The 25,667-nt window shown below is 60.7% G+C and carries 38 protein-coding genes; 15 read left to right on the top strand and 23 right to left on the bottom strand.

From position 1 onward, the window contains the following. The first annotated feature begins 145 nt into the window (after nucleotides 1-145). The 3 genes from ABH939_RS29085 to ABH939_RS29075 all read left to right on the top strand — a co-directional run bounded on the left by ABH939_RS29085 (nucleotide 146) and on the right by ABH939_RS29075 (nucleotide 1,542). The gene (locus ABH939_RS29085; RefSeq protein WP_404650555.1) at nucleotides 146-994 is read left to right on the top strand and encodes a hypothetical protein; all 849 of its coding nucleotides are present in this window, start codon (nucleotides 146-148) and stop codon (nucleotides 992-994) included. A 26-nt stretch (nucleotides 995-1,020) separates the two neighbouring features. After that, complete coding sequence (locus ABH939_RS29080; RefSeq protein WP_404650554.1) at nucleotides 1,021-1,242, top strand: hypothetical protein; 222 nt, start codon at nucleotides 1,021-1,023, stop codon at nucleotides 1,240-1,242. Between the two features lie 135 nt (nucleotides 1,243-1,377). Continuing rightward, complete coding sequence (locus ABH939_RS29075) at nucleotides 1,378-1,542, top strand: hypothetical protein (protein WP_404650553.1); 165 nt, start codon at nucleotides 1,378-1,380, stop codon at nucleotides 1,540-1,542. Between the two features lie 55 nt (nucleotides 1,543-1,597). Here ABH939_RS29075 and ABH939_RS29070 read toward each other — a convergent pair whose 3' ends face one another. The 4 genes from ABH939_RS29070 to ABH939_RS29055 form a co-directional block, all read right to left on the bottom strand. Continuing rightward, nucleotides 1,598-1,783, bottom strand: coding sequence for a hypothetical protein (locus ABH939_RS29070; protein WP_404650552.1), 186 nt, complete (start codon nucleotides 1,781-1,783; stop codon nucleotides 1,598-1,600). A gap of 306 nt (nucleotides 1,784-2,089) precedes the next feature. Next, nucleotides 2,090-2,353 (bottom strand): hypothetical protein, encoded by a 264-nt coding sequence (locus ABH939_RS29065; protein WP_404650551.1) that lies wholly within the window; start codon nucleotides 2,351-2,353, stop codon nucleotides 2,090-2,092. A gap of 43 nt (nucleotides 2,354-2,396) precedes the next feature. Beyond that, the gene (locus tag ABH939_RS29060; RefSeq protein ID WP_404650550.1) at nucleotides 2,397-3,614 is read right to left on the bottom strand and encodes a hypothetical protein; all 1,218 of its coding nucleotides are present in this window, start codon (nucleotides 3,612-3,614) and stop codon (nucleotides 2,397-2,399) included. Between the two features lie 37 nt (nucleotides 3,615-3,651). Then, on the bottom strand, nucleotides 3,652-3,879 hold the full coding sequence (locus ABH939_RS29055) for a hypothetical protein (protein ID WP_372027939.1): 228 nt from the start codon (nucleotides 3,877-3,879) through the stop codon (nucleotides 3,652-3,654). Nucleotides 3,880-3,988: 109 nt separating this feature from the next. Between ABH939_RS29055 and ABH939_RS29050 the strand changes: the two genes are divergently transcribed. The 6 genes from ABH939_RS29050 to ABH939_RS29025 all read left to right on the top strand — a co-directional run bounded on the left by ABH939_RS29050 (nucleotide 3,989) and on the right by ABH939_RS29025 (nucleotide 7,491). Beyond that, complete coding sequence (locus ABH939_RS29050; RefSeq protein ID WP_404650549.1) at nucleotides 3,989-4,972, top strand: hypothetical protein; 984 nt, start codon at nucleotides 3,989-3,991, stop codon at nucleotides 4,970-4,972. A 235-nt stretch (nucleotides 4,973-5,207) separates the two neighbouring features. Further along, entirely contained in the window at nucleotides 5,208-5,450 is a 243-nt protein-coding gene (locus tag ABH939_RS29045) for a hypothetical protein (RefSeq protein WP_404650548.1), read from the top strand. Further along, on the top strand, nucleotides 5,447-5,815 hold the full coding sequence (locus tag ABH939_RS29040; protein WP_404650547.1) for a hypothetical protein: 369 nt from the start codon (nucleotides 5,447-5,449) through the stop codon (nucleotides 5,813-5,815). Before ABH939_RS29045 ends, ABH939_RS29040 begins: the two co-directional genes overlap by 4 nt. 2 nt (nucleotides 5,816-5,817) lie before the next feature. Continuing rightward, entirely contained in the window at nucleotides 5,818-6,435 is a 618-nt protein-coding gene (locus tag ABH939_RS29035; protein WP_404650546.1) for a hypothetical protein, read from the top strand. Between the two features lie 2 nt (nucleotides 6,436-6,437). Then, the gene (locus ABH939_RS29030; RefSeq protein ID WP_404650545.1) at nucleotides 6,438-6,734 is read left to right on the top strand and encodes a hypothetical protein; all 297 of its coding nucleotides are present in this window, start codon (nucleotides 6,438-6,440) and stop codon (nucleotides 6,732-6,734) included. Between the two features lie 73 nt (nucleotides 6,735-6,807). Then, nucleotides 6,808-7,491, top strand: a complete 684-nt coding sequence (locus ABH939_RS29025) for a hypothetical protein (RefSeq protein WP_404650544.1) — start codon at nucleotides 6,808-6,810, stop codon at nucleotides 7,489-7,491. Nucleotides 7,492-7,508: 17 nt separating this feature from the next. On the opposite strand, the gene ABH939_RS29020 is transcribed toward ABH939_RS29025, so the two are convergent. After that, nucleotides 7,509-8,054 (bottom strand): recombinase family protein, encoded by a 546-nt coding sequence (locus ABH939_RS29020; RefSeq protein ID WP_404650543.1) that lies wholly within the window; start codon nucleotides 8,052-8,054, stop codon nucleotides 7,509-7,511. A gap of 264 nt (nucleotides 8,055-8,318) precedes the next feature. Between ABH939_RS29020 and ABH939_RS29015 the strand changes: the two genes are divergently transcribed. Further along, nucleotides 8,319-8,849 (top strand): AsnC family protein, encoded by a 531-nt coding sequence (locus ABH939_RS29015; protein WP_404650542.1) that lies wholly within the window; start codon nucleotides 8,319-8,321, stop codon nucleotides 8,847-8,849. A gap of 51 nt (nucleotides 8,850-8,900) precedes the next feature. Here ABH939_RS29015 and ABH939_RS29010 read toward each other — a convergent pair whose 3' ends face one another. Beyond that, nucleotides 8,901-9,293, bottom strand: a complete 393-nt coding sequence (locus ABH939_RS29010; RefSeq protein ID WP_404650541.1) for a hypothetical protein — start codon at nucleotides 9,291-9,293, stop codon at nucleotides 8,901-8,903. Beyond that, nucleotides 9,283-9,588 (bottom strand): hypothetical protein, encoded by a 306-nt coding sequence (locus tag ABH939_RS29005; protein ID WP_144440173.1) that lies wholly within the window; start codon nucleotides 9,586-9,588, stop codon nucleotides 9,283-9,285. Before ABH939_RS29005 ends, ABH939_RS29010 begins: the two co-directional genes overlap by 11 nt. 355 nt (nucleotides 9,589-9,943) lie before the next feature. On the opposite strand from ABH939_RS29005, the gene ABH939_RS29000 reads away from it, so the two are divergent. Beyond that, nucleotides 9,944-10,177, top strand: a complete 234-nt coding sequence (locus ABH939_RS29000) for a hypothetical protein (RefSeq protein WP_404650540.1) — start codon at nucleotides 9,944-9,946, stop codon at nucleotides 10,175-10,177. Between the two features lie 85 nt (nucleotides 10,178-10,262). On the opposite strand, the gene ABH939_RS28995 is transcribed toward ABH939_RS29000, so the two are convergent. Next, entirely contained in the window at nucleotides 10,263-10,769 is a 507-nt protein-coding gene (locus tag ABH939_RS28995; RefSeq protein ID WP_404650539.1) for a hypothetical protein, read from the bottom strand. Nucleotides 10,770-10,899: 130 nt separating this feature from the next. Here ABH939_RS28995 and ABH939_RS28990 point away from each other — a divergent pair, with 130 nt between their 5' ends. Further along, on the top strand, nucleotides 10,900-11,055 hold the full coding sequence (locus tag ABH939_RS28990) for a hypothetical protein (RefSeq protein WP_404650538.1): 156 nt from the start codon (nucleotides 10,900-10,902) through the stop codon (nucleotides 11,053-11,055). A gap of 93 nt (nucleotides 11,056-11,148) precedes the next feature. On the opposite strand, the gene ABH939_RS28985 is transcribed toward ABH939_RS28990, so the two are convergent. The 4 genes from ABH939_RS28985 to ABH939_RS28970 all read right to left on the bottom strand — a co-directional run bounded on the left by ABH939_RS28985 (nucleotide 11,149) and on the right by ABH939_RS28970 (nucleotide 12,993). Further along, entirely contained in the window at nucleotides 11,149-11,385 is a 237-nt protein-coding gene (locus ABH939_RS28985; RefSeq protein ID WP_404650536.1) for a hypothetical protein, read from the bottom strand. 81 nt (nucleotides 11,386-11,466) lie between these two features. Further along, complete coding sequence (locus tag ABH939_RS28980) at nucleotides 11,467-11,847, bottom strand: hypothetical protein (RefSeq protein ID WP_404650535.1); 381 nt, start codon at nucleotides 11,845-11,847, stop codon at nucleotides 11,467-11,469. A gap of 80 nt (nucleotides 11,848-11,927) precedes the next feature. Beyond that, entirely contained in the window at nucleotides 11,928-12,596 is a 669-nt protein-coding gene (locus ABH939_RS28975; RefSeq protein WP_404650534.1) for a TetR family transcriptional regulator, read from the bottom strand. A 52-nt stretch (nucleotides 12,597-12,648) separates the two neighbouring features. Next, the gene (locus ABH939_RS28970) at nucleotides 12,649-12,993 is read right to left on the bottom strand and encodes a hypothetical protein (protein ID WP_404650533.1); all 345 of its coding nucleotides are present in this window, start codon (nucleotides 12,991-12,993) and stop codon (nucleotides 12,649-12,651) included. A gap of 127 nt (nucleotides 12,994-13,120) precedes the next feature. Here ABH939_RS28970 and ABH939_RS28965 point away from each other — a divergent pair, with 127 nt between their 5' ends. Then, entirely contained in the window at nucleotides 13,121-13,723 is a 603-nt protein-coding gene (locus ABH939_RS28965) for a recombinase family protein (RefSeq protein ID WP_404650532.1), read from the top strand. 88 nt (nucleotides 13,724-13,811) lie between these two features. On the opposite strand, the gene ABH939_RS28960 is transcribed toward ABH939_RS28965, so the two are convergent. The 8 genes from ABH939_RS28960 to ABH939_RS28925 form a co-directional block, all read right to left on the bottom strand. Further along, nucleotides 13,812-14,630, bottom strand: a complete 819-nt coding sequence (locus ABH939_RS28960) for a hypothetical protein (protein WP_404650531.1) — start codon at nucleotides 14,628-14,630, stop codon at nucleotides 13,812-13,814. Between the two features lie 108 nt (nucleotides 14,631-14,738). Further along, a complete protein-coding gene (locus ABH939_RS28955; protein WP_404650530.1) occupies nucleotides 14,739-14,864 on the bottom strand; it encodes a hypothetical protein in 126 nt (41 codons plus the stop codon). Then, entirely contained in the window at nucleotides 14,861-15,523 is a 663-nt protein-coding gene (locus ABH939_RS28950; RefSeq protein WP_404650529.1) for a TetR family transcriptional regulator, read from the bottom strand. Before ABH939_RS28950 ends, ABH939_RS28955 begins: the two co-directional genes overlap by 4 nt. A gap of 73 nt (nucleotides 15,524-15,596) precedes the next feature. Then, a complete protein-coding gene (locus ABH939_RS28945; RefSeq protein WP_404650528.1) occupies nucleotides 15,597-16,910 on the bottom strand; it encodes a DUF2637 domain-containing protein in 1,314 nt (437 codons plus the stop codon). Nucleotides 16,911-17,004: 94 nt separating this feature from the next. Continuing rightward, nucleotides 17,005-17,253 (bottom strand): plasmid partition protein ParG, encoded by a 249-nt coding sequence (locus ABH939_RS28940; protein ID WP_404650527.1) that lies wholly within the window; start codon nucleotides 17,251-17,253, stop codon nucleotides 17,005-17,007. Next, nucleotides 17,250-17,840: an AAA family ATPase gene (locus tag ABH939_RS28935; RefSeq protein WP_404650526.1), complete on the bottom strand. Its 591-nt coding sequence runs from the start codon at nucleotides 17,838-17,840 to the stop codon at nucleotides 17,250-17,252. Before ABH939_RS28935 ends, ABH939_RS28940 begins: the two co-directional genes overlap by 4 nt. Before the next feature lie 550 nt (nucleotides 17,841-18,390). Continuing rightward, complete coding sequence (locus tag ABH939_RS28930; protein ID WP_404650525.1) at nucleotides 18,391-18,873, bottom strand: hypothetical protein; 483 nt, start codon at nucleotides 18,871-18,873, stop codon at nucleotides 18,391-18,393. A gap of 94 nt (nucleotides 18,874-18,967) precedes the next feature. Next, a complete protein-coding gene (locus ABH939_RS28925; protein WP_404650524.1) occupies nucleotides 18,968-19,588 on the bottom strand; it encodes a hypothetical protein in 621 nt (206 codons plus the stop codon). 258 nt (nucleotides 19,589-19,846) lie between these two features. On the opposite strand from ABH939_RS28925, the gene ABH939_RS28920 reads away from it, so the two are divergent. Both ABH939_RS28920 and ABH939_RS28915 read left to right on the top strand, forming a co-directional pair. Next, nucleotides 19,847-21,214: a cytochrome P450 gene (locus tag ABH939_RS28920; RefSeq protein WP_404650582.1), complete on the top strand. Its 1,368-nt coding sequence runs from the start codon at nucleotides 19,847-19,849 to the stop codon at nucleotides 21,212-21,214. 74 nt (nucleotides 21,215-21,288) lie between these two features. Continuing rightward, nucleotides 21,289-22,287 (top strand): GAF domain-containing protein, encoded by a 999-nt coding sequence (locus tag ABH939_RS28915; protein ID WP_404650523.1) that lies wholly within the window; start codon nucleotides 21,289-21,291, stop codon nucleotides 22,285-22,287. Between the two features lie 70 nt (nucleotides 22,288-22,357). Here ABH939_RS28915 and ABH939_RS28910 read toward each other — a convergent pair whose 3' ends face one another. From ABH939_RS28910 to ABH939_RS28900, 3 genes are all read right to left on the bottom strand, one after another. After that, entirely contained in the window at nucleotides 22,358-23,458 is a 1,101-nt protein-coding gene (locus ABH939_RS28910) for a replication protein (protein WP_404650521.1), read from the bottom strand. Nucleotides 23,459-23,896: 438 nt separating this feature from the next. Then, the gene (locus ABH939_RS28905) at nucleotides 23,897-24,097 is read right to left on the bottom strand and encodes a toxin-antitoxin system (RefSeq protein ID WP_404650520.1); all 201 of its coding nucleotides are present in this window, start codon (nucleotides 24,095-24,097) and stop codon (nucleotides 23,897-23,899) included. A gap of 149 nt (nucleotides 24,098-24,246) precedes the next feature. Next, on the bottom strand, nucleotides 24,247-24,708 hold the full coding sequence (locus ABH939_RS28900) for a helix-turn-helix domain-containing protein (protein ID WP_404650519.1): 462 nt from the start codon (nucleotides 24,706-24,708) through the stop codon (nucleotides 24,247-24,249). Nucleotides 24,709-25,667 lie beyond the last annotated feature (959 nt).

The following is a 25,667-nucleotide window of genomic DNA, read 5'->3' as shown; positions in this document are numbered from 1 at the left end:
GGGTCAATGATGACCAACAGAGAGAAGCAACGACGTGCGCAATAGAAGGCTGTCCGTAGCACTGTTAGGCACTACCACCGCGCTGTCGGTGGTTTTATGGGCCGGTACTGCATCTGCTCAACCGGTTGAACTATCCGATCAGCAAGTGGTGGCATCCGTCGATCAAGCAGCGGATGCTGCCGGTCAACAACGGGGCATCGGCCTCGAAACGTCCGGGGCGTCGGTAACCAAGACCGGCGCAGCATCGGTCTCGGTCAGCTCCGAGACCGGCGCAACGGTCACCCTCACCGCAGACGGCACGTCCGGCACTCGCGTGGTCGACGACACAGCGGTCGCGGATGTGGCAGGTGCGACGATCGTTTCAGAGGCGATGGCGCAAGATTCTGCACGCCAAGCGATTTCGATTCCCGACGCATCAGCTCCGACCTCGTATACCTTCACCCTCGACGTACCCGAAGGACTGTCGACCAGGGTCGCGGCCGACGGCGACGTAGAGATCTTCGGTGTCGCGGAAGGTGTCGACATCGTGTTCGGCTCGATCGCGGCCCCGTGGGCCAAGGACGCGAATGGTGCGAACGTACCGACAAGCTTCCAGGTCAACGGAAACACTCTGACGCAGACCGTCGAACATAACGGCGGTACGGCTTATCCCGTCACAGCGGATCCCAAGCTGACATTCGGTACCAGCGTCTATCTGAATCTGTGGGGATCCGAGGCGAACGCGATCGCGTACGCGTTCAATGCGGTAGCCATCGGCGGCGTCTTCGTCGGTTGCTCGTCGGTCTTCCGTACAGCTCTCAAGGCTTTTGGTCCTGCCGGTCGAATCGCAGACGGAGTGGTGGGCTTGCTGTGCACCTTCGGCGGCGCGACAGCAGTCGCTCTACTCTGGGATGCTCTCAACACCACCAATTTCAATCCGAACGCGTGCTACCAGAAGGACATTTTCGATTCGAGCACCGGGTTCTACTTCGTGCCCAATACGAATTGTGAATGACGCTGACTGAACGACGGGAAACAGCGATGAGCGAGATACCTCCGATGAGGCCGGTCGACGACAACTCCGAATCAGATCGCGGCAAGATGTCGATACCGTTCTACTTGGCTGGCAGCCTGTTGGGTCTTGCTCTGTTCATCACGGTGTTCTGGTGGTCGAAGGTCGGGCTGATTCCGATCGTGGCAGCCATCGTCGTCGTCGGCGCGGTCGCCGGTGTCACGTCCCTGGTCAAACGAAGCAGACACTGAGAAAACCGCCCGCTACGGCGTAGTTTGTTCGCCTCCGTCGAGGCGAACAAGTCAAATAGCAGCAGAGAAACGCGGTGGTCCACCGATTGACGGACCACCGCGTTTTGCATGTCGGTAGGTTTTGACAATAGCGCGATGAGTGAAATTGCGGAGCCGGACGCGGGTCCGGGCTGGAGTCCGGCCCCGGATGTGGGACAGGCAGGCACAGTGATGACGAAGGATGGTCAGTGGGCGTACCGCTACAAGGATGGCGCGGAGCTGATCATGATGAAGATGCCGGAGCGCCCTGCCTCCATGTAGGAGTGCAGCAGAAAGGCCCCGCACCGAAACCCGGTGCGGGGCCTTCTTTGGTGGGTTATCCCCACTTGCTGTTCATGTTGTTCGCGAGCCATTCCGCGTCCGACTGAACCATCGGCCCCTGCAGGCAGTAGCGGCCCGCGGTGTCCTCAACGAAGTGGGTGAAGCACTCGTTCTCGTATCCGCCGTGTTCAGCGGTCCTGGGTACAACGACAAAGCGTGTGGCGGTAGCTGTTTCGGTCATGATGCAGCCTTTCTGAGAGTCGGAAGAGTCGCAGCCTGGGGCCAGCAGAACGAGGGTGGGCTGTCCACCCCGAAGAGTGCAGGGTCGCCGGAGATCACTTTCAGGCGAAGCCACGGGTTGAAAGTGGTCGGAGCGCGTGGGCGACGAAGGAGAACACGCGGTAGTGCCCGGCGCGTGGGTGGACAGGTCGGGGTCCCCGATCTGCTGGACTGAGGCGACTCGTACGACGACCTTGGTGACCACTCGGGGCCGCGGAGCGGCAACGGCGCCGAAGGTGCCGTTCGGTGCTTGTCCGCAGGTTGTAGGTCAAGCGTGGTTGCGGCGGCGTTCGCGACTGTTCAATACCAGCGCAAGGACCCCTACGCAGAACCCGAGGACTGTCAGACTCAGCGATACGACACCGGTGACAGTGGTGGTTTCACTGATGCTTGCGGTGATGATTTCGACGAGGGCCGCGGCGATGATCAGAACCGAACTAGCGATCATCGGGAGTGTGCCGGCCTTCTTGCTGCCGTCGAGCAGTCTTCGCGCTTCGACCGTTCCGTTAATGCCGCAAATGACGATGATCACGAACCAGAGAATGTTCGGCATGGTGCCCTTTCGGTGCTGACGCTTAGATGGTTTCGGTTCCGTACAGTTTCAGGGCGTTCAAATCGCCGGAGAGAACGCTGACCTGCGCTTGGATCGCGGCGTTGAGGTCTTCGATTTCGCTGGTCAACGATTCGACGTTGGCGGTCGCCATCGCGTCGACACCGGTCTGACGAACCAACTCTTCCAGTTCCGGAGTGAGCTGAATGTTCCGCTTCAACGTCTGCAGGACTGCGTATTCGTTGTCGAGGGTGTGCAGCTCGGCCGCGTATCGGTACAACGCTGCCACACGGTTGACGAGCGATTGTTCGACGGTGTCGAGGATCCGGCTGTTCGAGTCGTATTGCTGCTGCGCCCGGTAGGCGGCATCACTGTCGCCTGCGGGCCTGGCACCTGCTTGTGCCCGGAGAGCGCTGATGCGGGTCGCGTGCTCGATGATTTCGGCGGCTTCCGCCTCAGGATCAAGTTGAACGCGATGCATGTCCAGAAAACTCGATTTCCAGGCATGCGTGCTGGTGATGGCCCTACTCAGTGCGACGGAGAGCTGCGCAAGTTGGTACTCACGTGTCCCTTCCATCGGGCGCGGAGCCTCGACGGTTGCCATTTCGAGGGCTGCCCAGTCGGCGCTCATCAAGGACGTGGAAAACATATACCGCCCCTCGGCGGCCACCGTCAGTCCGAGAAAGAGCGCGAAAACTCCGATCGCGGCGGGTGCTCCGAAAAAACCTGCAACGAAGAAGGTCGCGAGCACAGCGAGAACGTGTGTCGCTTGGATACCGCTGTCGCCGTGTAGTTGTTGGATCTCGAAATGCCGCAACACTTTGGCCGGCAACGTGATCGGAGCCTCACGCTCCCCGGCATCATCGAAGGGGATCTGATCGCGCAGCTCCTGTTCTTGCGTCGGAGTCAGTTCGCGGCCGTCGTCGATGGGGTTTGTGGCTGCCGCATTCAGTGGGTCCCGCTCATCCTGTACCGCGAACCATCGCATTTGGCGGTCGTCGTAAGCCGCAATCCTCGATGCCCTGTAGGCGTGGAGCGGGTTGGCGATCCCTGCCGCGGTCCGCGCTTTGAGCTTCCGCGCTGTGGCAGCGGGAAGCAGATCACGGTTCAACTGCCACTTCTTGGGCAACTGATGGCGCAGCATCCCCTGGGTCAGGCATTGCTGAACCAGCTCGACCGATCGTTCCTCACGGTTGTGAGCGTCGGCTAGTTCGGTGCCGGCGCTCTCTATCCACTCGTCCATCGGACTCCCCCTGCGCTTGCGTGTAGTCGAGGCACGGTCAGTGCTCGGTGTCGGTTGTGTTGGTATCAGGATGTTCCGACACCTGTTGCGCCCGGCTGACGTCCAATTGGGCTGCCTCGACGACCTTGGCCCGCATGTATTGCCCTAACCGAAGATTGGCGAGGTCAGCTGCTTTTTTCGCCAGCTGATGTTCGGAGTTGGTGAGTCGAACACTGGTGATGTTGTTCGCCGGGTCCTCACTCTTGGGTCTGCCTCGTTCTGCCACCCACATAATTTACCACCTACGTTTATTGCGTTTTCTGAATTATTCACCTACATTAATTATTAAGCAAGCCCGACTGAGGCGCTTTCCATCCCAAAACCATTGGAGAACAATGCATCTGCAACTTTTCGCCGACGCCGCTCCCTCTGCTTCCGAGTCATTGCCTGCTCTGTCGGAAGACCTGATCAGCACTGTCCACTGGATCATGTGGGCCTTCATGGGCATTTGCATCGGTTGGGTCATCTTTCAAGGCGCGAGATACGCCGTCGCGAGCTCGCAGGGTCGCCATGAACCCGAACAGCTCACAAGGGCCGTTTCCGGCCTATTCGGCCTGATAGTCATCGGCGGCGCCCAGCTCGTGGTGTCCTCCCTGGTCGGAGACGGTGAAGCAGAGCCGCAGGACGCTCCCACCGACCCTCCGCTCACCCCTGCGCCGCCTGTTCCTGCCGCACCAGCGCCGGATGAACCGATGAACTGGACACCGTTCATCGCCGTCGGCGCGAGCATCGCGGCTCTCATCGGTCTCGCTCTACTAGGACTCATCGCTTTTCGTGCCCGCAACCAGATCGCCGACCGGAAGGCGGCGGCGGCGGACCGCGAAAAGGATTGGCACACAGCACGAGCGGTCTTCGATCAGACACGAACCAAGTTCGCCGACTATCTGGCAGATCCCCACGCGGTCTTCGAGCGCCCCACTCTCGACGATCACACCGACCCGTTCACAGCTGCGTTCCTCACCGCACTTGCGGACGCCGAAGCACTGCACACGGAAACCGTCCCCCACTCGGCACAACGGATCGACGAGTTCCGCACAGCTGCAGCCACCCTGGCCGCAGCCTGGACGGCAGCCGATCGGAACGCCCGCAAGATCGGGATGGGCGTCCTGACCCGCGGTCAGCGCAAGACCCTGACAACGATCAAGAGGGTGCTGGCAATCGCTCTGGACGAGAGCGCCACGGCTGGCGAACGCGAGACCGCGATGCGCACCGTCACCCGCCTCGCAGGAGAACTACCGGTCGCGGTGAACACCGATCGGATTGTCCAAAAGCTCACGTTGTCGCTGGAGAATGCGCAGCGTAAGGCGCTCACCGTCTAGTTTGCGGGTCGATCGTGTCGCCGCTACGTGACACGATCGACCCAGAGAACACCGAACATACGAAAATCAGGGGGCGATCAATGGGCGGGACCGAACACGTTTGGCGTCGTATCGACGGTCAAGCGTTGGTTGAGACAGCTCCTCCGCGACGTTTCGTGCGGCGCGGGCATCCCTCTCTCCCCCGTCCTCAATGGTCTTCTCCGATAGGCCCTACGAACATGGAAAGGCACTCATCGTGAACGAAGCTTCTTCCCCTGGGAACGCTGTTCAGCGCAGCATTCATCACCTCTTCACGCTCCCCTATTGGAAGTCGATGATCCTCCCTCTCGTATTCGGAATCATCACCTTCGTGGTGTTCTTGTTCTCCGAATCTCTGGGGATCGCTCTCCTTGGTCTGTGGGTCGTCATCATCGCCGTGGCGTTTGTCGTGGAGTGGCGCTATTCGAAGACTCTCCGCGACGCAAGGTTCCCCACATGATCGAGAATTACTACGACGACTTCGTTGCGGGAATGACCGCCCTCAAAGAGAAGTATCCCGTCGATCCGGATGACACTTCTATGTTTTCTGGCGGTCATCACCCGATCGACGCATTCAACGTCGTGGTGATGCTTGCCGACGAGGAAATCTGGCCCCTGTTCATCGGGTTGGCCGGCCCCGAAGCTCCGGACTACGCCGACGAACTGTCCGAGTTGATTCGCGGATTCATCAGCGCCCGCAAACAAGATCAACTGTTCTCAGGCTGCGACAGCCGTGGGCTCGCTCAGTTCATACCGTCGACCTGGGCGGACAACACTGCGGGCGCACCCCAGCCAGAAATTCCCGAGTGCTACCGAAGGAACTGACGATGCGATTCCCCCTGTTCACCTCTCGACGCGTCCGAACTCAAGGTGACACTGCCGTAGCGGCCCGTCCAAGCCCGAGTGCCGCAGTGGCTTCACTGGAACCGGATTACGCCCGCCAGGGATTCGTTCCGGAGCGCAGCGCCCGACTGCTCGCCGCCTGGCACGGAGCACTCGAGGACTTCGATCCGGAGCGCGCACGACTGCTCGTGGCCTGGTACGGAGCGCGAAACCTCTCCCTCGCCGTCAGCGCCGGCCAGATCTGCTGCGACGGACACCGAACGCCGTCGCGAGACCCCCGAGTGGGTGTCGTGGCCAGCCGAGAAAGCATCGAAACTGCCCGCAAATTCTTCCACCACCTTGCGTTCGCTCGCGAGGTCGACAGGAAAGCTCCCACCAGGGAGAACAGTGCGCAGCTCGCCTTCCTCGAGGACATCTACACCACGCCGCGCCGGGACATCGTCGCCGAATTCCTCGAACTCGCAGCGCAGCGCCCGACGCCGCACCCTCTGCAGGTGGAGGCTGTTGCGACTGAGATCGGAGCGGAGCTGAATCTCACCAAGCTCGATGTCTTTTCGATCGTGGCTGCCACCGGCTACGGCGCAGGCGCTGACGAGAGCTGATCATGGCTACTTCAGCAGCTATCACGCTCATCGCGTTAGTCCTGCTCGTCGGAATTGCGGTCTTCGCGTTACCCGCATCTATCCGCCACCAACGCCAAACCGATGACGGGCGATTCGATCAGCCGCTGCATCGGTTCGACGATTACGACGACCACCTATCTGCAGGTAGAACCCCGAACAACCGCACAAGCGGCCACGCAAGCAGCGCGTTCTTCGGTTTCACCGCAGATGGCGGCGGAGCAACAAGCACTTCTGATTGCTCGTCGAGCGGCGGCGACGCCGGCAGCGGGTGCAGTTGATCGACACGCATTAGCGATCGCACGCATATGTGCACCTGTTGACATATGCGATTTCATCGGGCACGGTTACTGCATGACAACTTCTTCCCTGCCCAGGTATTTACTCCGGTCCGACCTCCGCGATTTTTACGGCCTCTCCCGTGGCGCAATCGACAGCTACCAGCGCCGCGGCCTGCTTCCCAGACCCGACGCGGTCTGCTCGACCGGCTTGCTGTGGTCACACCAAACGCTGCGCGACGCCCGTCGATCCATGATCCCGACACTCGCCGCTGCAGTGCCCATCGACGATGAACTGGGCGCCGATGACCTCGACTACGCGAATGTCTACATGTGCCCCACACAATCGGGTCACTTCATCGGCTGGACCACTCCCAGCATCATCGGACTCGTGGAGTCGGGGAATGTAGCCCAATGGCACTCCGTGCTCGCCTGCGCTCGCTACGACGGATCCGCTGCGTACGAAACGTCAACCACCGACCCCGTCATCCAGGACAAACTCGATCGCGCCCGAGAACGTCGCCTCGAAGAGCAGCATCTGACTGTGTTCCTGCTCAACAATCAACCGCTGGGGATCGGACCGATCAAAGTCAGCGTGAACTCGAAAACGGCTGGCCTGCAACGCGGCCGACTCCTACTGCGTGACAACAACCGTGTCGGCGCCCCAGGTGCGTGGCTTCAACTCCCGCCAGCACCCTCCTCCCAACCGCTTCCCGCATTCACCTTGCCGCTTCTCGACGCAACATTTCCAATGACGTAGCGAATTCGCTTTTGCTTCTACAGATTTCGGTACAAGGTGCTGCGGGCGACGTTCAACACTTCCGCGATTTCGGTCATGGATACGCCATCGCCCTTCATCTTGGTCGCCTGTCGTTTCTTCGCGGGCGTCAGCGAGGATGGCCGGCCACCGACTCTGCCGCGATCACGCGCCGCCGACAACCCAGCCATCGTTCGTTCACGGATGAGGTTGCGCTCGAATTCTGCTAGGGCGCCGAAGATATGGAAGATCAGCTTGCCGCCCGGCGTGGTCGTATTGATCTCTTCTGTCAGCGATTTGAACGCCACCCCTCGCGCTTCGAGTTCGGTAACTGTTTCGATCAGGTGAGGGAGCGAGCGGCCGAGGCGATCGAGGCGCCACACGACGAGTGTGTCGCCGGGGCGCAGTGCGTCCATAACGGCGGCCAGCTCGGGGCGATCCGTCTTCGCTCCTGATGCTTTGTCGGTCCATATGCGAAAACAACCGGCCGCTTTCAACGCGTCCTGCTGTAATTCCGGGTTCTGGTCGGTGGTTGAAACCCTGGAGTAGCCCAAAAAGTCGCTCACAAGGGCACAGTGTTGCAGAACTCACCGACAGGCGATGTTTCGGGACAAAAGCAATGGGACAGGTTTTTGCAACACTCCCCTGGCTGGTCGCTTCGTCTGATCGCCGTCGTCTGTTTCGTGTCCGAGAAACGATCGATTGCCGGACACGCCAACTCAGCGACGGCCGCTGCGGGCCGACCCCTTGCCGCTGTCAGGGTTTCCTGACAGGCTGACTGAGTGTCAGGAAACCCTGACGCTCATTGATCGGCTGACAGGAGGGCAGCGATGTCCTGGGATTACGACGGGCATGAAGGTTACGCCGCAACGATTGTCACGAGCGGCCGCGAAGCGGTTTCCTACGTCACCGAGGGGATGGTACTGAAAGACGGAACATGCGTAGCCGATTCTGAAACGCTGGGTTGGCGGACGCAGTGCACCTGTGGATGGAAAGCGCCCCTGATGTTCGAGCGCGTCACCGATCCCTCTGCCGCACTCGAGCGTTGGCAGGTATTCGACACGGAAGGCGGGCCTGCGCCACAGGAAGTCTCGGACGTTTGCCGCGCCGAATGGCTCGAGCACATTCGCCCCGAGGAAACTTTGGCGGCGATCCGGCAATCAGCCGAGGACCACCGTATGAGCCAGGAGAGACTCGACCGTGCCGTTGCCGCCGCTCGCGCTGGCGGCGCATCCTGGGCAGACATCGGCAGGGCAGCTGGGGTGACCCGGCAAACCGCACACGAACGGTGGAAAGCCTTGTCGGAAAACATCGATTCTGAGGCACTGCCGTCGGTACCTCAGAGACGCATTCGGTCCTAATCCGCCTTCCCACATCCGTACTTCAATGACTCTGCACGATCACGTGGCTTGTCAGTTGCGGTCGACCGACTCCCAATCCAGTGCGTCAAGCTCGGTGCAATCGCCTTCGAGCCAGGCCCACAGCAGGGCCACGATCTGTGCTTCGTCGTTGACGACAGCCTGCCTGCTCGGAGCTGGCGGCGGCGCGTCGGACCATTCGAGGTAGAAGTCGGTGGCGCTGTTGCGATAGGTCTGGATGTGACCGGGTTCGTCAGCTCGGGCCACGACCATGAAGGTGTTACCCCGCTGCAGTTCGATGCAACGCACCCAGTACTCGAGGTGCTCACGGGTCAGTGTCGTCAGCTCTAGGCCGCCCACACTCACGTCGAGATTGCGGTGGATGACAGGCACCGGATCCGGCAGACGGTCGTCCCACGGTCCGGAGAAACGCAAATCAGAACTCATCTTCGTACTCCCAGCCGTAGTGCACCTGCGCGTGCGACACCAGCTGGGTAGCCCGCGCCGTCAGCATTTTCTCGAAGTCGGGCGCCCAGCGGTAGAACCCGCTGAAGATCAGCTTGTGATCGCCGGAATCGGCGTGCACGGACAGGTCCGCCCCCTTGCCCCGCATGCTGACGAATACTTCGTCATCCATTCGATGTTCCCGCATGACCTTGGTCAGCAGCATCGTCATGCCAACCTGCTCCCGGTCGTCGCGCAACCCGGAGATTTCCACGTGGACACCAATTTGCACAGACACGCCGCCGACTATATCCGCGCCCACCGACACCTCCGTCGCTGCGAGCCTCTGAGGAACCAAACTGATTCTGGGCACTGTCGTGGGTACATCCGATGAGATCGCGCGCCGCGAGCGGACCTGACCCGAAGCCATTTGGCTCGATCCTTAGAGCGCGCCTGGCGAAGTTGTTGTCCGATGGCAGGATTGCGGCATGGCCCTGACCATTGACAACTCTCGCGCGCTGCGGACGCCGGCTGGGTCGAGGGACCAGGTCAGGGATCAAGTCCGTGCTGCGTGGGGCCACCGATAGCGCCCCGTACGCTCATGCGTAATCGCTCAGCACTCGTCGATGCTGTCGGAGATCACAGGGGGTGGGATGGCGAGAATCCTGCAGGTACTCGACAGTGAGGTCGTTCAGCGGTGGGCAGCAACGATCGCCACGATTTTGCTGCCCATACTTCTTCTATCGGATCGCGTGGACAAGGCTGTCGAAAATCCCTCGGTATGGAACTGGGCAGTCCTCGTTGTCATCGTGATCGGATACATCTCCATCGCCGCCGACGCCATCATCAAGTGGCGCAAGCATTTTGCTCGCAAGAAAGATGCCTAGATCCTGACGGCGACCGCGACCTACGCGCCGCCCGCTGCACCCAAGTGCGGAGTGAGCGTTTGTCCTGCTCGTCGAGCGACTGACGCTATATCGACTGGGACGCACCGCAGGTAGGGCAGTAGATCCGGCTGAGTGTGCAGTCCTCGCCACACGGTGTCCAGTCTCGGCAGCGGTGGCACTCCTCGCGGTTGCGCTCGGCTGCAGCGTCGGTCCAGCACGTGTTGCAGCGCCAGAAGCCGCCACTTCGATGCTGAGCAATGGCCATATCGTTCCAGAGCAAGTGGAAGTCGCCTTTCACCGAGTACCCACCACCGTTGATGGTGACGGTATCTGGGTGGAGGACCCGCGATTCGTAGTCAGCTGTCATCCGGTTGACGTGGGCTCGACGCTCACTGTGCTTGATCAGCGCATCCTCCAGATCGGCCTCATCGACCATCCACCGCCGGCCTTGTTTGACCGCGGCGACGCGGTGATCGCCGAGCAAGACTGTTCCGTCGCGGGTGGCATCTTTCCGGTACCAGTCGTAGGAGTTGCTCGGTGCGCCTGACTCACGCTTGAAGCGATCTACGGCGTCGGAGAGAGGTATGAGCACGATGCCGACCGTACTGCGGAGCAGTGACAGAGTGCGCGCCGCGGACCTGCGGCGTGTTGCCTGAACTGCGGGTTCTGCAGTGCACACACCCCGTTGTGATGGCGAGGCGGTTTCTGCTTTCATTCGCGGCATGAATTGGTATGCGGTTCTTTTGTTCGTTGTCGGTGTCGCTGTTGCGGCGTTCAGTGTTGTCGTCGAGAGGAGCGAAGGAGCGGGGAGGGCAGGCAATGTTCTGTTGGTGGGTGGTTCGATTGCTGCGGTCGGTCTCGTCTGGGTGTTCTGGTGACTACAACCGAATGCGTGTTGCTCGATAGATGAGTGTTCTCCCAGTGTGAGGGGGTGCCCGACCTGATCGAGGTCGGGCGCCTCACCCGCAAAGTCAGGATCGTTCGATCTTGTTCGGTATCACGAACAGGATGACGGCGATTGCGCCAAGGATCACGACGGCCGCGCAGATCGCGATGATGTTTCGTGCCTGGATTCCGTTGACTGCGAAAGCGATCACGGCCACTGCGGCCAGAACCCACAGAAATTTTGCAAGTAGGACTTGGCGTAGGGCCAACGCTCCGGCTCCGAGAAAGAGCAGGACTGTTGCGGCGACTGTGGATATAGGCATGTCGGGCTCCTCGTGAGTGATTTCTTTCGCCCGATCGTTTCGAGCCTTGCAGTCTCACATACTGCACCGACAAGAGTGGGGCTAGACGGTTTCTTCCCTCGGGATGACGCCTGCTTCGGCCAGCTTCTCGAGTTGTGCTGCGCCCTCGTGGTGTCCGTCTTTGCGCGCGTCGGCGGCGATACGCTTGAAACTGCGCCGCGTTGAGCGGGAGAGGATCTTCTCGCCCGCCTCGTTGTAGCGCTCCCCCAACATGGACCCGGTCAGCTTCTCGACGGCGTTCTCGAGCGTGAGACCGGCATTGCGCCACCGCGGGGTCTCTCGGATTGCGATCCACAGCGGGGCGATGTGTTCGGCGGCGTCCGGGTCGAATCGCCCGAGTTCACGGTTGTACGGGGTGTTCTTGATAGCCAAGGCGAGCAGTTCCTCGTCCTCACGCCTGGACCATCTGTCGAAGAACGGCATTTCGTCTCCTGTCCTGTCTGTTTCGCGACGATATGGATGTGCCGCCGAGCTAGCTGGTGGTCCTGATGGCGTCGATCATCTCATGCGCTCACGGACTTGATATGGGCTGCGACGGTGTCGCCGATACGGGTGACGAGGTCGATGTCTTCGCCCAAGAAGGCTGCGGCGTGGGCCGCTCCGACGGTGCCGGCGCACAAGTTCCAGGCGAGTCGATGTGTGGTGGAACTGTCGAGGATTTCGCCCGTGCTGATGGCGGTGTCGACGAGCTCGCTGATGGCGTCCACCCAGTGCGCAAAGCCGTCGACGTCGTCGATGGATGGCTCGAGAGTGAGCTTCATGCCGGCACGCAGGTTGATGTCCTCGGTGATCTGTCGTGCGAGGGAGGTAAAGATCGCTGTCAGTTTCTCTGCTGCTGTACTGCCCGAACCGGCCGTTGCGTCAGTGACGGTTTCGTCGACGGTGCGCTTCCAGTCCGAGAGGAGTTGGTTGCCGATCGCGTCTTTGGATGGAAAGTGGTAGTACATCGCGCCTTTGGCGAATTTTCCAGTGCGGGTGATGGTGTTCATACTGGTGTGGCCGTACCCGTCGGTGTCGAAGTGACGGGCCGCAACGGCGATGATCGCGTCCCGTGTTCGCACTGCGCGAGCCTGGGGCGCCGCGTTCTTGCTGCCGGGGGCACGGCCGATCCGGGGGCGGGTTCGCGCGGTGGTGTCTTCCGGTGTGTTCGGCGATTCGATGGGGCTGGTCATAGTGCTGTTCCTTCGATCATGCGGGCGGTAGCCGGATCAGGTGTGCGCCGCATCAGCAGCCGTTCGTCGACTCGCAGGTGCGAAGGTCGTCGATCACGTGCAGTCGTTCCGGTTCGCTGAGGAGAACCGACAGGGGTGAGAGGTTGCGCATTTCGCGGGCAGTCTCGGTGTCGGAGGCGTCGATCTCGCGGACGGCGTCGATGTCGTTGTTGCGCACGATGTGTTCCCACTGGTCGAGGCATCGGGTCAGTGAGGCGCCGGTGACGTGCTGGCGCAGTCGGTGCAGGCTGTGGTGGGCCTGATCGGTGTCGAGGTTGAGGTGTTCGCGTTCGATTTTGTCGAGGACGGCGGTGTGCAGGAGCTTCTTGCGGATGACTTTGCGTGGGACTACGGACATCGTCAGCTCCTTTCACGATGCTGCGGCGATCGCCTACGTCCTGGTAAAACCGCGTTCAATGTAGCGGATGCCCGCCACTGTCGACGTCTACACTTGATTGGGGTTCTTCGTAGAATACGATGGTGTGATGTTGATTGGTTACGCACGGTGCGCATCGTCTGGTGACGATGAGCAGGTCGAGCGTGACCAACTCCTGAAACTCGGAGTCGAACCAGGTCAGATTCATGTCGACCATGGTCTGAGCGGTATTGATCGGCCGCGGCCGGCACTTGCAGCGGCACTCGGCGCGGTGTCTGCGCGTGACACGTTGGTGGTCACCTCGCTCGACCGGTTGGCGCGTTCGGTGCCGGATCTTTCGGATATCACGTCTGATTTGTCGCGACGTGACGTGTTGTTGATGTTCGACGGTGTCGTGCACGACCCGAAGGACCCGATCGGCGAGACGGTGTTCTCGATGCTGTCGACAACGTTCGCGCAGTTCGAGTCCGGTCTACTGCGGTTGCGGCTGCACGAGAGCGTTGCCCAGCGGAAAGCCTCGGGTGCGTTCAAGGGACGTAAGCCGAAACTCACTCCGGAGCAGCAAGCAAAGATGTTCGACCTGTACGAGCGGCATGAATCGTCCGTCCCCGAATTGATGAAACGCTTTTCTCTTTCTCAACCTGCGGTCTACCAGTACCTCGCACGTGAGAGAACCCTTCGATCCTCACCTGAGCCACCTCCCGACCACTGACTGACGCAACCAGAATCCCTTGGAGGGCAAGGCATCACGCAGTGGTGTCGCGGCAGATCGTTTGTGCGCTGTTCGCTGTGTCGTGTCTTCAGGCGTTGCGGTGTGGGCCGATGAGACTGTCGAGGTAGGCGACCTGGGCGTCGAGACCGGCGCGGACGTCGTCGATGTCCTCTCGCATGGCATTGGTGTGGCCGGCGGCGTAGTCGGATCCGATGATCTGCCCGAAGATCCGGTCCACGTCCGCGGCTCCGGCTGCCAGCTCGGTCACTGACTGCAGATTGTTCAGGGCGACCCCGATCGGGGTGAGGGCTTGTTCGTAGGCGCGTAGCGCGGCGACCCGGTCCACGAGTGCGTCTTCGACGAGTGCGGCGACGACGTGACGGCGGTCCCACTCTGCCCTCGCTTTGGCGAGTTGGTCGGTGCCGTCGTCTGCCGGCAGCGTCGGTGTCGTGGACCGCAGGCGCAGGAGTTCGTGTGCCGCGGCCGCGATCATGTGCAGCTCGATGGTGAAACCGAGAACGGAGCGGTGTCCGTCGAGCAGGGGGTGCGCCCAGGCTGGGTCGGAGATGATGCGTGCGACAAGATTTTCCGCGATCACGACGAGCCGGGTCTCCGTCCCTACTTCGAGTAGCGGCCAATGCAACGCCGAGTACGCCTGCCTGAGCTCCTCGCGTTGCTCGGTGGTCAGTTGGGCGTAGCCGCGGGGTTTTCCGGTGAGGGCGCGCCACCAGCTCGGCGTGGCGAGGAGTTCGTTCGGGTCGACGATGGTGGTCGAGAGCGCTGCGACGGCGGATTGCGTCGACGGACTGACCGCGCTCCAGTCCAGGACGGCGGTGGTGCGGGCGGATCGTTGGGGGTATCGGGTCCGTTCGAGGACCCAGGTACGTGCGGTGTCTGTCTCAGGCATGGTCATCGTCTTCTTCACTCTCGGCGCGCAGTGCGAGCAGGGTATCGCTGGCTACCTAACACGTGCGCCGTCAACGGGATTCGCTGGACGGCGCACGTGTGGAGGCATCTAACGGCGGGGACGGTGCTCGGTCAGGGCCACGGGCGGCTCTTGAAAATCGGAGAACAACTGCCGGTGCAGGTATTCGGTGTACGAGGCAGGCCGGGCCTGTTGGGGAGTGGTTGGAGTGTTCACAGCGTCGCTCCTTCGATCTTGCGGACGGTGACCGGGTCGGTACCGCACCACATCAGGAGTAGATCATCGACGCGACGACGGATGGTGTGCGGTTCGTCGAGGCAGGCTGCGACCTGAACGGCGCCGATGAAACCGGCGCACAGACTCTCTGCGAGACGGGACAGGCTTTCGGCGCAGTCGAGTGCCCCTGAGCGGATTGCGTCGATCACCAGCGGCGTGAGGGACTCGGTCCAGTCTTCGTAGGTGATGTAGGCGCCGGTGATCGTCGAATCGAGACTGAGAACGAGGCCGGCGCGGGTGATTGCTTCGGTTTCGACCCTGCGGGCCAGTTCTCGGTAGACGATCAGGATCTGCCGGTCGGCGGGTTGGCCGGTTGCTTCGGCTTTGGCGATGGTTTCAGCTACTGCCTCGGACCAGCGGTAGAGCAATTGATGGGCGATGGCTTCCTTGCTCGCGAAATGGAAGTACATCGCGCCTTTGGTGCTGTTGGCGATGCGCTGGATGTCGCTGATGCTGGTGCCTGCGTATCCGGTTCGGCTGAACTGGATGGCGGCTGCTTCGAGGATTCCCTCGCGGGTGGCCTTCGCTCGCCGCTGTGTCAGAGGCCGTCCTGTTGGTTCCTGGTGGAGGTCAGGCGTGCGGTCGATAGGATCGTTCATGGTCACAGGTCCTGTCTGTGGTCATCGACCCTGGCGGTGTTGGAGCACTGTCAGGGTCACCTTTTTGGATGGGTCAGGCGTACGTCGGAATGAGTGCATCGGTCCAGTCATGGTCGGCCGGTGCGTCGTTCATGACGGCTTCGGCCTTCTGGACGATGTTGCTGACGGTCGAGTGCGTGACGTTGAAGTGTTCTCCGATCGCCCGCAGGGCTTTCTTGTCGTCGAACCGCATGCGCAGCATGTCGGCCACTTCATCGGTTGATCGTGTGGTGAGCTGACGTGCACGCATGGTGGCTGCGAGACCCTGCCACTGCCTGCGTGAATGCTCGAGAACGGTGGAGTTCGCTGTCTCCAGATCCATAGGGCCACCGTTGGAAGTCTCGGTTTCGTCCTCGGACCAGTCGACGGCGTTCTCGGCGGCGCGTAGATCCGGCAGCGGAGGGCTGTCGAATCCTGCTGCGCGGGCTGCGCTATCGAACTTCTCGTATCTGCGCCATGCGGTGGACACAACGACCGGCGGCTGTGAATCCTGCGCAATCCTCTCCCATGTGAAGCTGGGGTTTTCGAGTTTGCGGATCGCGGTGTCTTTGACGGTCTCGGTGAGGTCCGACTGGTCGATGAACGCTATGAGGTCGTCGATACTGCTGTCGGCGATCGTTTTGCGGCCGGAGGATGGTTGTGCAAAGTCCGCAACAGCGGCTGGATGGTTGGTGTGTGAGGCATCCACGGTGGCGTCTGTGGCGTGTTCCTTTTCCAGTTGCTCGGCGATATTGCGCGTGACGCTGTCGCGGAGGTCAGGTTGCATCGGGTCCCGATCAGCGGTCAGGTCGAAGGCAGTGTCCATTGCGTCATCTGTAGCGGTTCCGGTTTCGACGATCTCGCGGTAGGCGGCATACGCCATGCCGACTGCCTTGACCAGCACGGTGATTCCGTGCGTGAATGCCAAGACCAGTGCCGGCGGAATGATCGCGATTGCTGCGGCGATGGCGGGCGCGAGGGGGTTGAACCCGAGGTCTCCCCCACCGTCGATGAACTCCCGTGCGGCGACTGCCGCGTGATAGGCGTGGTACGCGTTTCCGAGGATGCTGATCACGACGACGCTGACGGCGAGGGCGATGTAGAAGCCTCTGTCGCGTTTGTTCATGTTGAGCTTGCTGATGATGACGATGGCGATTGTGGCGCCGAGGATTGCGCTGTCGACGATCGCCGGGAAGATCCAGGTCAGGTGTTCGGGGATCAGCGCTTGTCTGGCGAGGTCTCGTTGCACGGCGAAGGACAGCACGAAAGCGCCGGTGGTGATACCGAGCGCAATGACGATCGCGAGTCCGAGTGCGGCGAGCAATGCACCTAGCTGAACACGGGCTGCCCGGAGGCTAAAGTCGGTCATGACTGGGTTCTTTCCTTCGTGTGGTTTCCCGGTCTGGAGCCTCGTCGGGTGCAACCGGCGGGGCTCCCTTTGCTTGCGCGGCAAGGTCACGAGGTTATGAGTGGCTGCTGTTGGCGTCGGTCCACTGTTCGATCATTTCCTCGACGACGTCGCGCATTTTCTTGCCGCTTCCTGCAACGGCCGCTTTGAAGCGTCTGTGCAGTTCAGCATCGATTTGGACGGTGAGTTTCGTGCGGTCTGCGTCCGGCTCGACGAAGCTGGAAGTCACCGATGGTGTTGCGATCGGTGGGGCGGACTTGCGAGGTCCGAGGGTTGGTGTCGTCTTTGCCTTGGGGATGCTCATGCTGTCAGCGCCTCTGTGATTTCGTCGACGACGTCGGAATACCCTTCGTCGTGCTTGGGGGTAGTGCCGAATGTTGACCGGATGCGCTCGCGCATGGGGATGACGGTGTCGAATCGGGCGGCGTCGTTGCTGTCGAATGCGGCTTTAGCGTCTTCGAGCAGGTTCGTTCCGAGCCGTGCGGACGTGATGAGGATTCCGTATGGCAGGCGCCCCTGAACCGAAGGCAATGTCTCCCAGACTCGGGCGGTGTCGAGCCCTGTAGCTGCGGTGGGCATTATGACGAAGTTGGACGCCCCGATCGCAGCGTCGATGACCTGCCCGTCACCAGGCGGGGTGTCGATGATGACCACCTGTTCGTCGCCGTCGGTGGCGTACTTCCCCAGCCGTTTCATGTTCACGACGTGCACCGGAAATGGGAGCGGATCTCCAGCTTCGGTGGCGCGGTCAGCCCAGTCAGTCGCTGAACCCTGCTTGTCCAGGTCGAGGACGACAACCTTCCTCCCCCGGTTGTGGAAGGCGAGCGCAAGGTAGATCGCGCTCGTCGTCTTGGCCGTCCCGCCTTTGGTGTTGACCAGGCTGATGATCATCGAGAAGCGCCCTTTCGCTCGTTTACAGCTTGCCGGTTTTACAGTTCCTGGCTTGCCGGTTTTACAGTTTCCAGCTAGCCGGAAAGCTGTAAAAACAGCAACCTGTAATACAGGTTCACAGGTTGCCGCCTAGCCGGGTAGACATTTAGCCATTTTGACAGCTAGCAGGTTTGCAGTTTTCCCGCTTACCTGTATGTGCAGCATACCGTTTAACCGGATACCTGTCTATACGGTTTCACAGCTTACCGGCTAACAGTAAATACAGTTTGCCGTATTGCCGTTTAACTGGATTACCAGCAATACGGTTGACAAAATGTGCAAAAAGCCAGTTCAGAGCGTTGTAATGCTCAAGGGGAGGGGTTGTCGGGCGACCATTGAGTGCCGGTTGGAGTCCTCGTTGTCTGCTCCGCTGGACTGGTTCACGGTGGCGCCATCCATGGTGGATGACCTTCTGGAAATCCGCTATCCATGGTGGATGGCTTTGCGTCCAGGCGGCAAAGTTCGCACTACACACACCCACCTCTGGTGACGTCGAGGCGAACATGGCCGCTCATTCGACTCGCGTGTCCTTCGACCGCAAGCGAATGTTGCGTCGCGCCGGTCCGAAGACTGTCACGCCGTGCTCCACCTCGGCCGGCGTCGAGCTGTGGTGAACCAGCGAGACTCGGTCTGTTGCGTGCACGGCCGCTTGGTCGTAGGAGTGCACGGTGGCGTTGTCGTAGGCAAAAGTAGTGGTGTCCTCGCCGACTTCACCGTAGGAGTCATCGACGAGGCTGCTTGTGGCTCGGTTGGTGGCGCGGACGCGGGTGGCGTCAAATGCGTCGGTATGGGCATTTCCATATGCGAAGAGCGTCGTGTTCCCGAAGATTTGGGCTCGTGCGGCGTCCGTCGCGACGATCTGGGCGCTGCGCTTGGTTTCGGGTGTCAGTCGGGTGATGATGACGCGGGAGACCCCGACAATGCGGATGGTGATGCCGTCGGGCAGCTCGGCGTCGGTGAGTTGGAGGGGTTCGTCGCTGTGGTGGTCGATCACGATCGTTTTTGCGCCTGTCCGCAAACGCTCGTGTATCTGGGGGAGCGTCTGACAGGGGGTGAGTGGCCGGCGTTTTATCGGGGGCACGTGGACGTCAACCGACCCGTCCAGAGAGTGACTCCAAGTATCTCAGCTCCTGGGAGTCCTCCGAGGTAGTTGGTTCGCTGACTGCATCGAGGTAGTTGTGCAGGAGGATTTCGACCATTGGTTCCAATGGCAGCGGCGGGCGGTGTGACATTCTTTGCTCAATTTGGGTGATAAGCCATCTGCGGGAGATTCTGTCCACGACCTGGCTTAATTCGCTGTTGACGGTGCGTAGAGCCGCGTTTGAATCGGTATCGGGACATGCTTCCGCGATTCTGGCGTAGCTGAATGCGATTTTCGACAGTGCGTTGACGACGCTGATCGGCACTGTGACCGCATCCGTCCCGTGCCCTCGCGTTTGATCGTTAGAGATCTCTTCGCAAAGAACGGGGTCTTGGCCGGTGAATACCCGAGCTGCGGACCCTGCGATCCATTGCAATCCGGCATCTAACTTCTTGAATGTGTTGGCGCTCGGTTGCTCGATCTGTGCTCGCTCGATCTTGCCAGTAGTCACATCGGATGGGCCTCCCGCGGCATGTAGCTGATCAAGGGTCAGGTTGAGTTGGAGACGCCGTCGGGCAACGATGCGCGCGAAACGCAACCCAAGATCGCCTTTACTCGGCTGCCCCATAACGAGTTCCCTTCGTATTCTTTTCACATGATCTGCCGCTGGTGGAACGATCGAGCTCAGTAGGGGTGATCACCTACAACCTACGTTTGCCAGCTGCTTCTTCCGTACTCGAACAGGGTTCGTCGACGACAGACGCAGGACATGATCCTTCTTCGGTCGCCGCAGTCGGTGTAACCGTCAGGCACACTCACAAGCATGACTTCAAAAGGGAGTGCCCGTTTGGCCGGCGAGGAGACCCGTACCGGGGCTGTGCAACAAATGCCTCATCCCGGCTGGCGGCTTCCGTTGCTCGGAGACGTGTTGCGACTGGACCCTCAGCGGCCGGTTCAGCGGGAGGCGCGTTTTGTGCGCGAGCTGGGAGATGTTTTCGAGATCAGCATCCTTGGCCGCAAGGTTGTAGTGGTCGGGGGAGGGGATGCAGCGGGCGAGGTATTCGACGAAGCTCGATTCGCCAAGGCGGTCGTGCCACCTGTCAGTAACCTCCGAGAACTGGCCGGCGATGGATTGTTCACGGCCTTCAACAGCGAACCTGCTTGGGCGCAGGCACACAACGTGTTGATGCCGGCGTTCAGCCAGTCTTCGATGCGCAGCTATCACGACACAATGGCCGAATGCGTCGACCAGCTGTGTGACTACTGGACGTCCCAGAACGGCCAAGGATCCGTGGATGTCTCATCCGATATGAACCGCTTGACCCTCGAGGTCATCGGGCGCACAGGGTTCGGGTTCAGCTTCGACTCATTCGCAGCAGGTCGTCATCCATTCGTCGAGTCAATGACACGTGCCCTGTCGTATGTGTCCCAGACAGCCAATGACATTCCGGTCGTCCGCGAAATCCTCGGATGGAAGGCTATGCGCCAAAATCCCAAGGACATCGCACTCATGAAGCGCACCGTCGACGAAGTGATTGCAGCTCGTCGCCGCGGGGACTCACCGCCTCAAGATGATCTGCTGCAACGAATGCTCGAAAATCCGGACCCTGATACTGGAGAGTTGATGTCGGATCAGAGCATCCGCAATCAAGTTCTGACGTTCCTCATCGCGGGTCATGAAACGACTGCGGGGCTTCTGTCGTTTGCGCTGCACTACCTCTCGATCAATCCAGAGATGGCTGAAAAGGTCAGGACCGAAGTCGAATCGGTCCTAGAAGCCGGGGATGGGCCTATCCGCTTCGAGCAGGTCGCGAAGCTGCGCTACACCAGACGTGTCCTCGATGAGACTCTGCGTCTATGGCCATCTGGTCCCGCGTTCTTCCGTAAAGCTCGACAGGACACCTCGCTCTCGGGCTACCCGATCGGCAAGGGCGGCACCATCCTCGTAGTCCTGCTCGCACTGCACCGCGATCCGAAACTGTGGGGGGACGACGCGGACCGGTTCGATCCCGATCGCTTCCTTCCCGAGGCTGTGCGGGCGCGTCCAGCGCACGCGTACAAACCGTTCGGGGTGGGCGCCCGAGCATGCATCGGCCGACAGTTCGCGCTGCATGAGGCTGTGTTGGCGCTGTCGCAGATCGTGACTCGTTTCGACATCATTCCCACGCCGGGTTACGAACTGTCGGTCGAGGAGCTGCTGACGGTTCGGCCCGAGAATCTTCGTCTGGAGTTGCGACCGCGAATGCGGACGTAATCGAGGTGTAACACCACGATTGTCCGATTCGATAGACTCCGGCTTTCTCTCACACGACGTGGATGGGCAGGCTCATGGGTAAGTGGCACCTGATCGAAACTCTGGCAGAGGGCGTCGCGACATTGGTTGCGTCCGGCGATGAGGCCAAAGGACTGGTGTCTATCCGCCGAAATGTCTCACCAGCAGTCGATATCCTCATCGAACCTATCGTCGAGCACGTTCGTCAGACGCGTGAGCCTTTCGACCGTGTGCTTCGTTCGAAGAAGGTGAACCAGTCGTGGCGGTTCTATGCTTGGCCGGTTATCGGTCCATTCGGCGACGTGCACGGCGTTCACCTGTGGATCGGAGACCCCGACGAGAGCATTCCTCAACGTCGACTGACCTCGGGCGTGTACTGGTCGACGACCGAATGGTTGATCCATCAGACGTGGGAGTCGGGCGCGATGTCGGGTTCTCGCTTGGAGGACTGGGTGCCGACGGCGCTGTCCTCCGATTACATCAACCGAGCTATCAAGTTCGACAAAGAGCAAGAATTCCTCGAGATCACGCTGACACCGAAGCCTGACATGGTGCTCAGCACGTGGTTTTCGGTCAGACACGATGACGGGCACGCTATGCAGTGGCAGGCCGTACTGCGCCCCACGCCGGATTGCACGGGGGTGAGGATTCTCTATCACGACTTTTCTGACGTGTATCAGCCTTCGATGCCTTCGCTTGCAGAGATGGGACTGCAGGAGGGCCTGGAAGGATCGAACGTGCATATCGCATTGTTCGAGGCTCAGCGCGGTTCTGTTGTGCTGTGGATTGGTCGCGCTCCGGAGTGGTTGTCGTGGCAGTACGCGCACCTGAACGGGCCGTTTGTACACCCGGAAGACCTTCCTCAGTTGCAAGCCATCGGACAGCGCGTCAACAACGGTGAGCCACCTCAAACTGCCGGCGTCGTGCGCCTGCAGGGTTTCGATGGTGAGTGGGTCAAGTCGTCGGTCATCGTGCGCCCGTTCCAGTTGAAGGACCGCCCGCCACACGCTGAATTGACGCTCGTCCAGATCACACCGGCCGCAGACCAGGGCTGAACCAGGGGTCGCGTCCCCGCTTGTTGCGTCTTCGCAGCACCGGTCGCATCGGCCGATCAGTGGTATCACTTCAATCGCTGATCTGTCGGTGCGTGATCCACACAGGTTGCGTTGCATTTTCGCGCGCCGAGGATTCGAGCTTGCGGCGGCGGGCGATGTCGGTCGCCCGGCGAGCGACGAAACGAGCAGACTGCCGACCCATCGAGTCCTCGGACGCAGCCAACGCGTAGCGGCCGCGTTCCGCTTCGAACACCGCTGCTTGGCGTTCACGTTCGTTCTTCTCCTGGTCAGCGGCAATTTGAGCAAGTACGTGGGGGGCAAAAGCGAGATCCTGCTGCTTCATGAGCCAACGGATGAACGCGATCGGATGCTTCGGGTCCGCAACCATGTTCTGGGCCTTCGCCCAGGCGTCGATCGTGTCGTTCAAGTCAGCCGCGGTCCAGCCATGTGCCGCAGAGGCGGCCAGTGCAGGAGCCCAACCCCGGGGGGTGTGTCGCCTCGCCCAAACGGGAGTTCGAGGGTTGCTGAGCCACCTGGATGCGAGCAACAGGCCTTTCCGGACGCCTTCGGCCTTCTCGACCTCCGCCTTGGATTCCTTGCGCCGCGAAGCGGCTCGTTTATCCACAGATCGTTTTGTATTAAGAACCTCTCTACGAGAGGTAGGAGACAAAAGATGACCCCTACGGGGATGGGGTGCCATCTTTATAGATCCGTCCACGTAGACGCGGGTTTTATCCACAGGCTTGCGGGGGTGAAGTGCCCAGACTGATGCCCATCCGCGGCCCTTGTCGCCCACTCGATACGAGCCCTGCCGTTCGCCCTTCTTCCGGCGCAGTCGGCCGCGGAAGACTTCGGTGGCTACTCGCAGCAGTTTGAGGGCCTGACGGGCTCGCTGAACGGTTCGCTTCTTCTTGCCGGTGCGTTCGATGGTCTTGTCGAGCGAGAGTCGCGATTCGCGTCCGGTGTCGAACTCTGCGACAGACGCCATGACTGTTGCAACGGCAAGGAGAGTTTTAAGGCTGATTCCGCCGCCTGTCGTCTCGACCAGGGCGGGACGAATGTTCTTGTACTCGGCCGTATATGCCTCGCGGACCACGATTTCGACCCAGTGCTGAGCGCCCTGCCAGATGGGGATGCCGTTGTACGCACCGTCGCCAAGGTCGAGCCGCATCTGGCAGTACCGCCGGCATGCTTCCTTCGGACCGCCAAGGGCCTTGATGAACATGGGCGTGAGCGAGCGGCACTGATGCCCACGTACGTGCCCGCGGACGGTGCGGGGTGCGCGGGCTGTGCCGTATCGACGCCGGGTGGGACTGCTCCCGCAGTACGGGCGTTGTACGGATGTGGGCGCGTGCTCCATCACCAAGACACGCGAAAAGTCAGTTATTGAATCTGCAACAGGGTGCGATGTACCCTGAGACCTGTCCAGCAAGACAGTCCCTTCGGGGAAGCGCAATCGCACGACCGAGATAAGAGCGACCAACTCGAATCTCACCCACTTCGAAACCCTCGGCCTGCCCGCCGGGGGATTTTCGATTTCTAGGGGGTTTCGTGCAACTGCAAAGCGTGTGAAATTATCTCGTATTCTCCTGCCGGAGAAGAGTTTTCGTTACGCAGTCAGCGGCAATACCTCCTGCTTAAGTTCGACAACAAGCTCTTCGTGGCCCGCGTAGATCGCGAGAAGATCCGCGAGGAACTGACTCTTGGAGCTCGCTCCCGCGCCTCTCCATCGACGCTCAAGTACGTCGTCCACTGCCTTGGGTACACGGGTGGATACGCGAGTGCGGTCACCCTTGCTAGGTGTAGGCATCAGACTTCTCCTTTCGATTCCGGACCACTCCACCTGACGATGCTGCGCCAGGTTCACGTTCATCCTGCGCCCGCATCACGGAATCGGTGGGATGACACGCCGTACGGGATCTGCGGTTTATTCTTTCGACGAAATTATAGGGAGAATTTTTAGGAATCCCGAAAGCGTGTCGCTCGCGCCTGGCGGCTATCGCGGTCGCGCTGCCAGGCTTCTCCGACCAGCGCTTTTGCGACGTTGTAGAGGTCCGCAAGCTGCTGCGCCCTGCTGTCGTCGAATTCCTTCCGTCCCTTTTCGATCCGACCAAGGAGCGTCGCGGAGATTCCGAGAGCTTCCGCGGCCCGCCCCTGGGTCATGCCTGCTTGAACACGCAGATCACTCAGGCCAAGCTGATCGCTTGGTATGGGAACCAGGTCTGCAACCGTGAGACGCAATTCTGCCGCAACCTTGGCCAGTAGCTCGGGAGTCGGTGCTGCTCGGCCTGTTTCCCATGCTGAAACCGTCTGCGCCGAGACCCCTGCTGCATCCGCAAGATCCTCGATCGTCGCTTTGCGTGCCTGCCGATAGCGCCGCAACCTGGCAGCACTAAAGCCTCGAACAGCACTTCGCGACACTCCAACTCCAAGCTCTCGAGATCCATCCCCGTGAGTCATTGTGTCGCCCCTTCGTCTCGCTTCTACACACTAGTGTTTAGAATAATAGGGTGTTATATTGGTAATTCATAAAAGAGTACCAAGCAAGAGTCGAGGTCAAGGGGCTTATGACAAGGGAGGAGGACATCGTGAGCGCTTCGTACGGGTTGCCGATTACAAACCGCGCGGTCTACGATTCACCTGCGCTCCCTCCCGGGGGTTTCCTGGATCTTGTCGAGGTCGGTTCCAGATGCAGCACCACGCGAGTGGCACACCTGTATTCAGGCGTGCCCAATTTCTCCCGGGCAGGGGCAGGCGTCTTGACTATTTTTCATGCACAGAGCGGCATTCGGCCTGCTCGTGACACTCGACTTCACGACGAATACCGGCCCGATTTGAATCGCGCCGGTCCTTGTCGTGCAGAAAACCCCAGAAGCGGACTTGTGATTGGCGTCGCGTTCCGCCTCTGGGATCCCTTTCAGCCCGCAGTGCAGCACGCACAAGGGCGCCCAGACCGCAGGCCTTCGAGCTTAAGCGATCTGGTTGAAACCGCAACCAGCCGGAGGCAGTCGTGGGGAACAACTCTGCGCAAAACACCTGCTCCACCCATATAACTCAGTACAAGGTCGATCCCGCTTCCACTGACCAGGATGTCGGGCGTCTCGCCATGTCTGAAGGCGGCTCCGCCGCTTCGAACTCGGCCCATCGTCCAGCGACCCATGCGCTGCCTGATGATGCGGTCCGTGAAGCATCCGCCTCGCTCTCCCTGCCCGGAGAGCGGGCGGGTGCCCCCACCTCCAAACGCTGTATTCCGTTGTTCGCCAGCGTCGTTAGTTGTCCTGGCCGCAAGCCCGGACATGTCTGTGTCAGCGTGCCGGTTTCCGGATTCTTCCGTGTGTGCGCCGTCGGCCACACACAACTTCCCACTTCCTCCACCATCT

Origin of the sequence: Rhodococcus sp. 27YEA6 (genome assembly GCF_044908235.1) — a bacterium.
In the GTDB taxonomy this organism is placed as follows: Bacteria; Actinomycetota; Actinomycetes; order Mycobacteriales; family Mycobacteriaceae; genus Rhodococcus_F; species Rhodococcus_F qingshengii.
This window is presented reverse-complemented; position numbering and strand designations above follow the sequence as displayed.

Coding starts and splice junctions, on each gene's coding strand:
- ABH939_RS29080 (WP_404650554.1), top strand. CDS start 1,021: ATGAGCGAGATACCTCCGATGAGGCCGGTCGACGACAACTCCGAATCA.
- ABH939_RS29075 (WP_404650553.1), top strand. CDS start 1,378: ATGAGTGAAATTGCGGAGCCGGACGCGGGTCCGGGCTGGAGTCCGGCC.
- ABH939_RS29070 (WP_404650552.1), bottom strand. CDS start 1,783: ATGACCGAAACAGCTACCGCCACACGCTTTGTCGTTGTACCCAGGACC.
- ABH939_RS29060 (WP_404650550.1), bottom strand. CDS start 3,614: ATGGACGAGTGGATAGAGAGCGCCGGCACCGAACTAGCCGACGCTCAC.
- ABH939_RS29050 (WP_404650549.1), top strand. CDS start 3,989: ATGCATCTGCAACTTTTCGCCGACGCCGCTCCCTCTGCTTCCGAGTCA.
- ABH939_RS29040 (WP_404650547.1), top strand. CDS start 5,447: ATGATCGAGAATTACTACGACGACTTCGTTGCGGGAATGACCGCCCTC.
- ABH939_RS29035 (WP_404650546.1), top strand. CDS start 5,818: ATGCGATTCCCCCTGTTCACCTCTCGACGCGTCCGAACTCAAGGTGAC.
- ABH939_RS29030 (WP_404650545.1), top strand. CDS start 6,438: ATGGCTACTTCAGCAGCTATCACGCTCATCGCGTTAGTCCTGCTCGTC.
- ABH939_RS29025 (WP_404650544.1), top strand. CDS start 6,808: ATGACAACTTCTTCCCTGCCCAGGTATTTACTCCGGTCCGACCTCCGC.
- ABH939_RS29015 (WP_404650542.1), top strand. CDS start 8,319: ATGTCCTGGGATTACGACGGGCATGAAGGTTACGCCGCAACGATTGTC.
- ABH939_RS29010 (WP_404650541.1), bottom strand. CDS start 9,293: ATGAGTTCTGATTTGCGTTTCTCCGGACCGTGGGACGACCGTCTGCCG.
- ABH939_RS29000 (WP_404650540.1), top strand. CDS start 9,944: ATGGCGAGAATCCTGCAGGTACTCGACAGTGAGGTCGTTCAGCGGTGG.
- ABH939_RS28990 (WP_404650538.1), top strand. CDS start 10,900: ATGAATTGGTATGCGGTTCTTTTGTTCGTTGTCGGTGTCGCTGTTGCG.
- ABH939_RS28985 (WP_404650536.1), bottom strand. CDS start 11,385: ATGCCTATATCCACAGTCGCCGCAACAGTCCTGCTCTTTCTCGGAGCC.
- ABH939_RS28980 (WP_404650535.1), bottom strand. CDS start 11,847: ATGCCGTTCTTCGACAGATGGTCCAGGCGTGAGGACGAGGAACTGCTC.
- ABH939_RS28975 (WP_404650534.1), bottom strand. CDS start 12,596: ATGACCAGCCCCATCGAATCGCCGAACACACCGGAAGACACCACCGCG.
- ABH939_RS28970 (WP_404650533.1), bottom strand. CDS start 12,993: ATGTCCGTAGTCCCACGCAAAGTCATCCGCAAGAAGCTCCTGCACACC.
- ABH939_RS28965 (WP_404650532.1), top strand. CDS start 13,121: ATGTTGATTGGTTACGCACGGTGCGCATCGTCTGGTGACGATGAGCAG.
- ABH939_RS28960 (WP_404650531.1), bottom strand. CDS start 14,630: ATGCCTGAGACAGACACCGCACGTACCTGGGTCCTCGAACGGACCCGA.
- ABH939_RS28950 (WP_404650529.1), bottom strand. CDS start 15,523: ATGAACGATCCTATCGACCGCACGCCTGACCTCCACCAGGAACCAACA.
- ABH939_RS28945 (WP_404650528.1), bottom strand. CDS start 16,910: ATGACCGACTTTAGCCTCCGGGCAGCCCGTGTTCAGCTAGGTGCATTG.
- ABH939_RS28940 (WP_404650527.1), bottom strand. CDS start 17,253: ATGAGCATCCCCAAGGCAAAGACGACACCAACCCTCGGACCTCGCAAG.
- ABH939_RS28935 (WP_404650526.1), bottom strand. CDS start 17,840: ATGATCATCAGCCTGGTCAACACCAAAGGCGGGACGGCCAAGACGACG.
- ABH939_RS28925 (WP_404650524.1), bottom strand. CDS start 19,588: ATGGGGCAGCCGAGTAAAGGCGATCTTGGGTTGCGTTTCGCGCGCATC.
- ABH939_RS28920 (WP_404650582.1), top strand. CDS start 19,847: ATGCCTCATCCCGGCTGGCGGCTTCCGTTGCTCGGAGACGTGTTGCGA.
- ABH939_RS28915 (WP_404650523.1), top strand. CDS start 21,289: ATGGGTAAGTGGCACCTGATCGAAACTCTGGCAGAGGGCGTCGCGACA.
- ABH939_RS28910 (WP_404650521.1), bottom strand. CDS start 23,458: ATGCGGCTCGACCTTGGCGACGGTGCGTACAACGGCATCCCCATCTGG.
- ABH939_RS28905 (WP_404650520.1), bottom strand. CDS start 24,097: ATGCCTACACCTAGCAAGGGTGACCGCACTCGCGTATCCACCCGTGTA.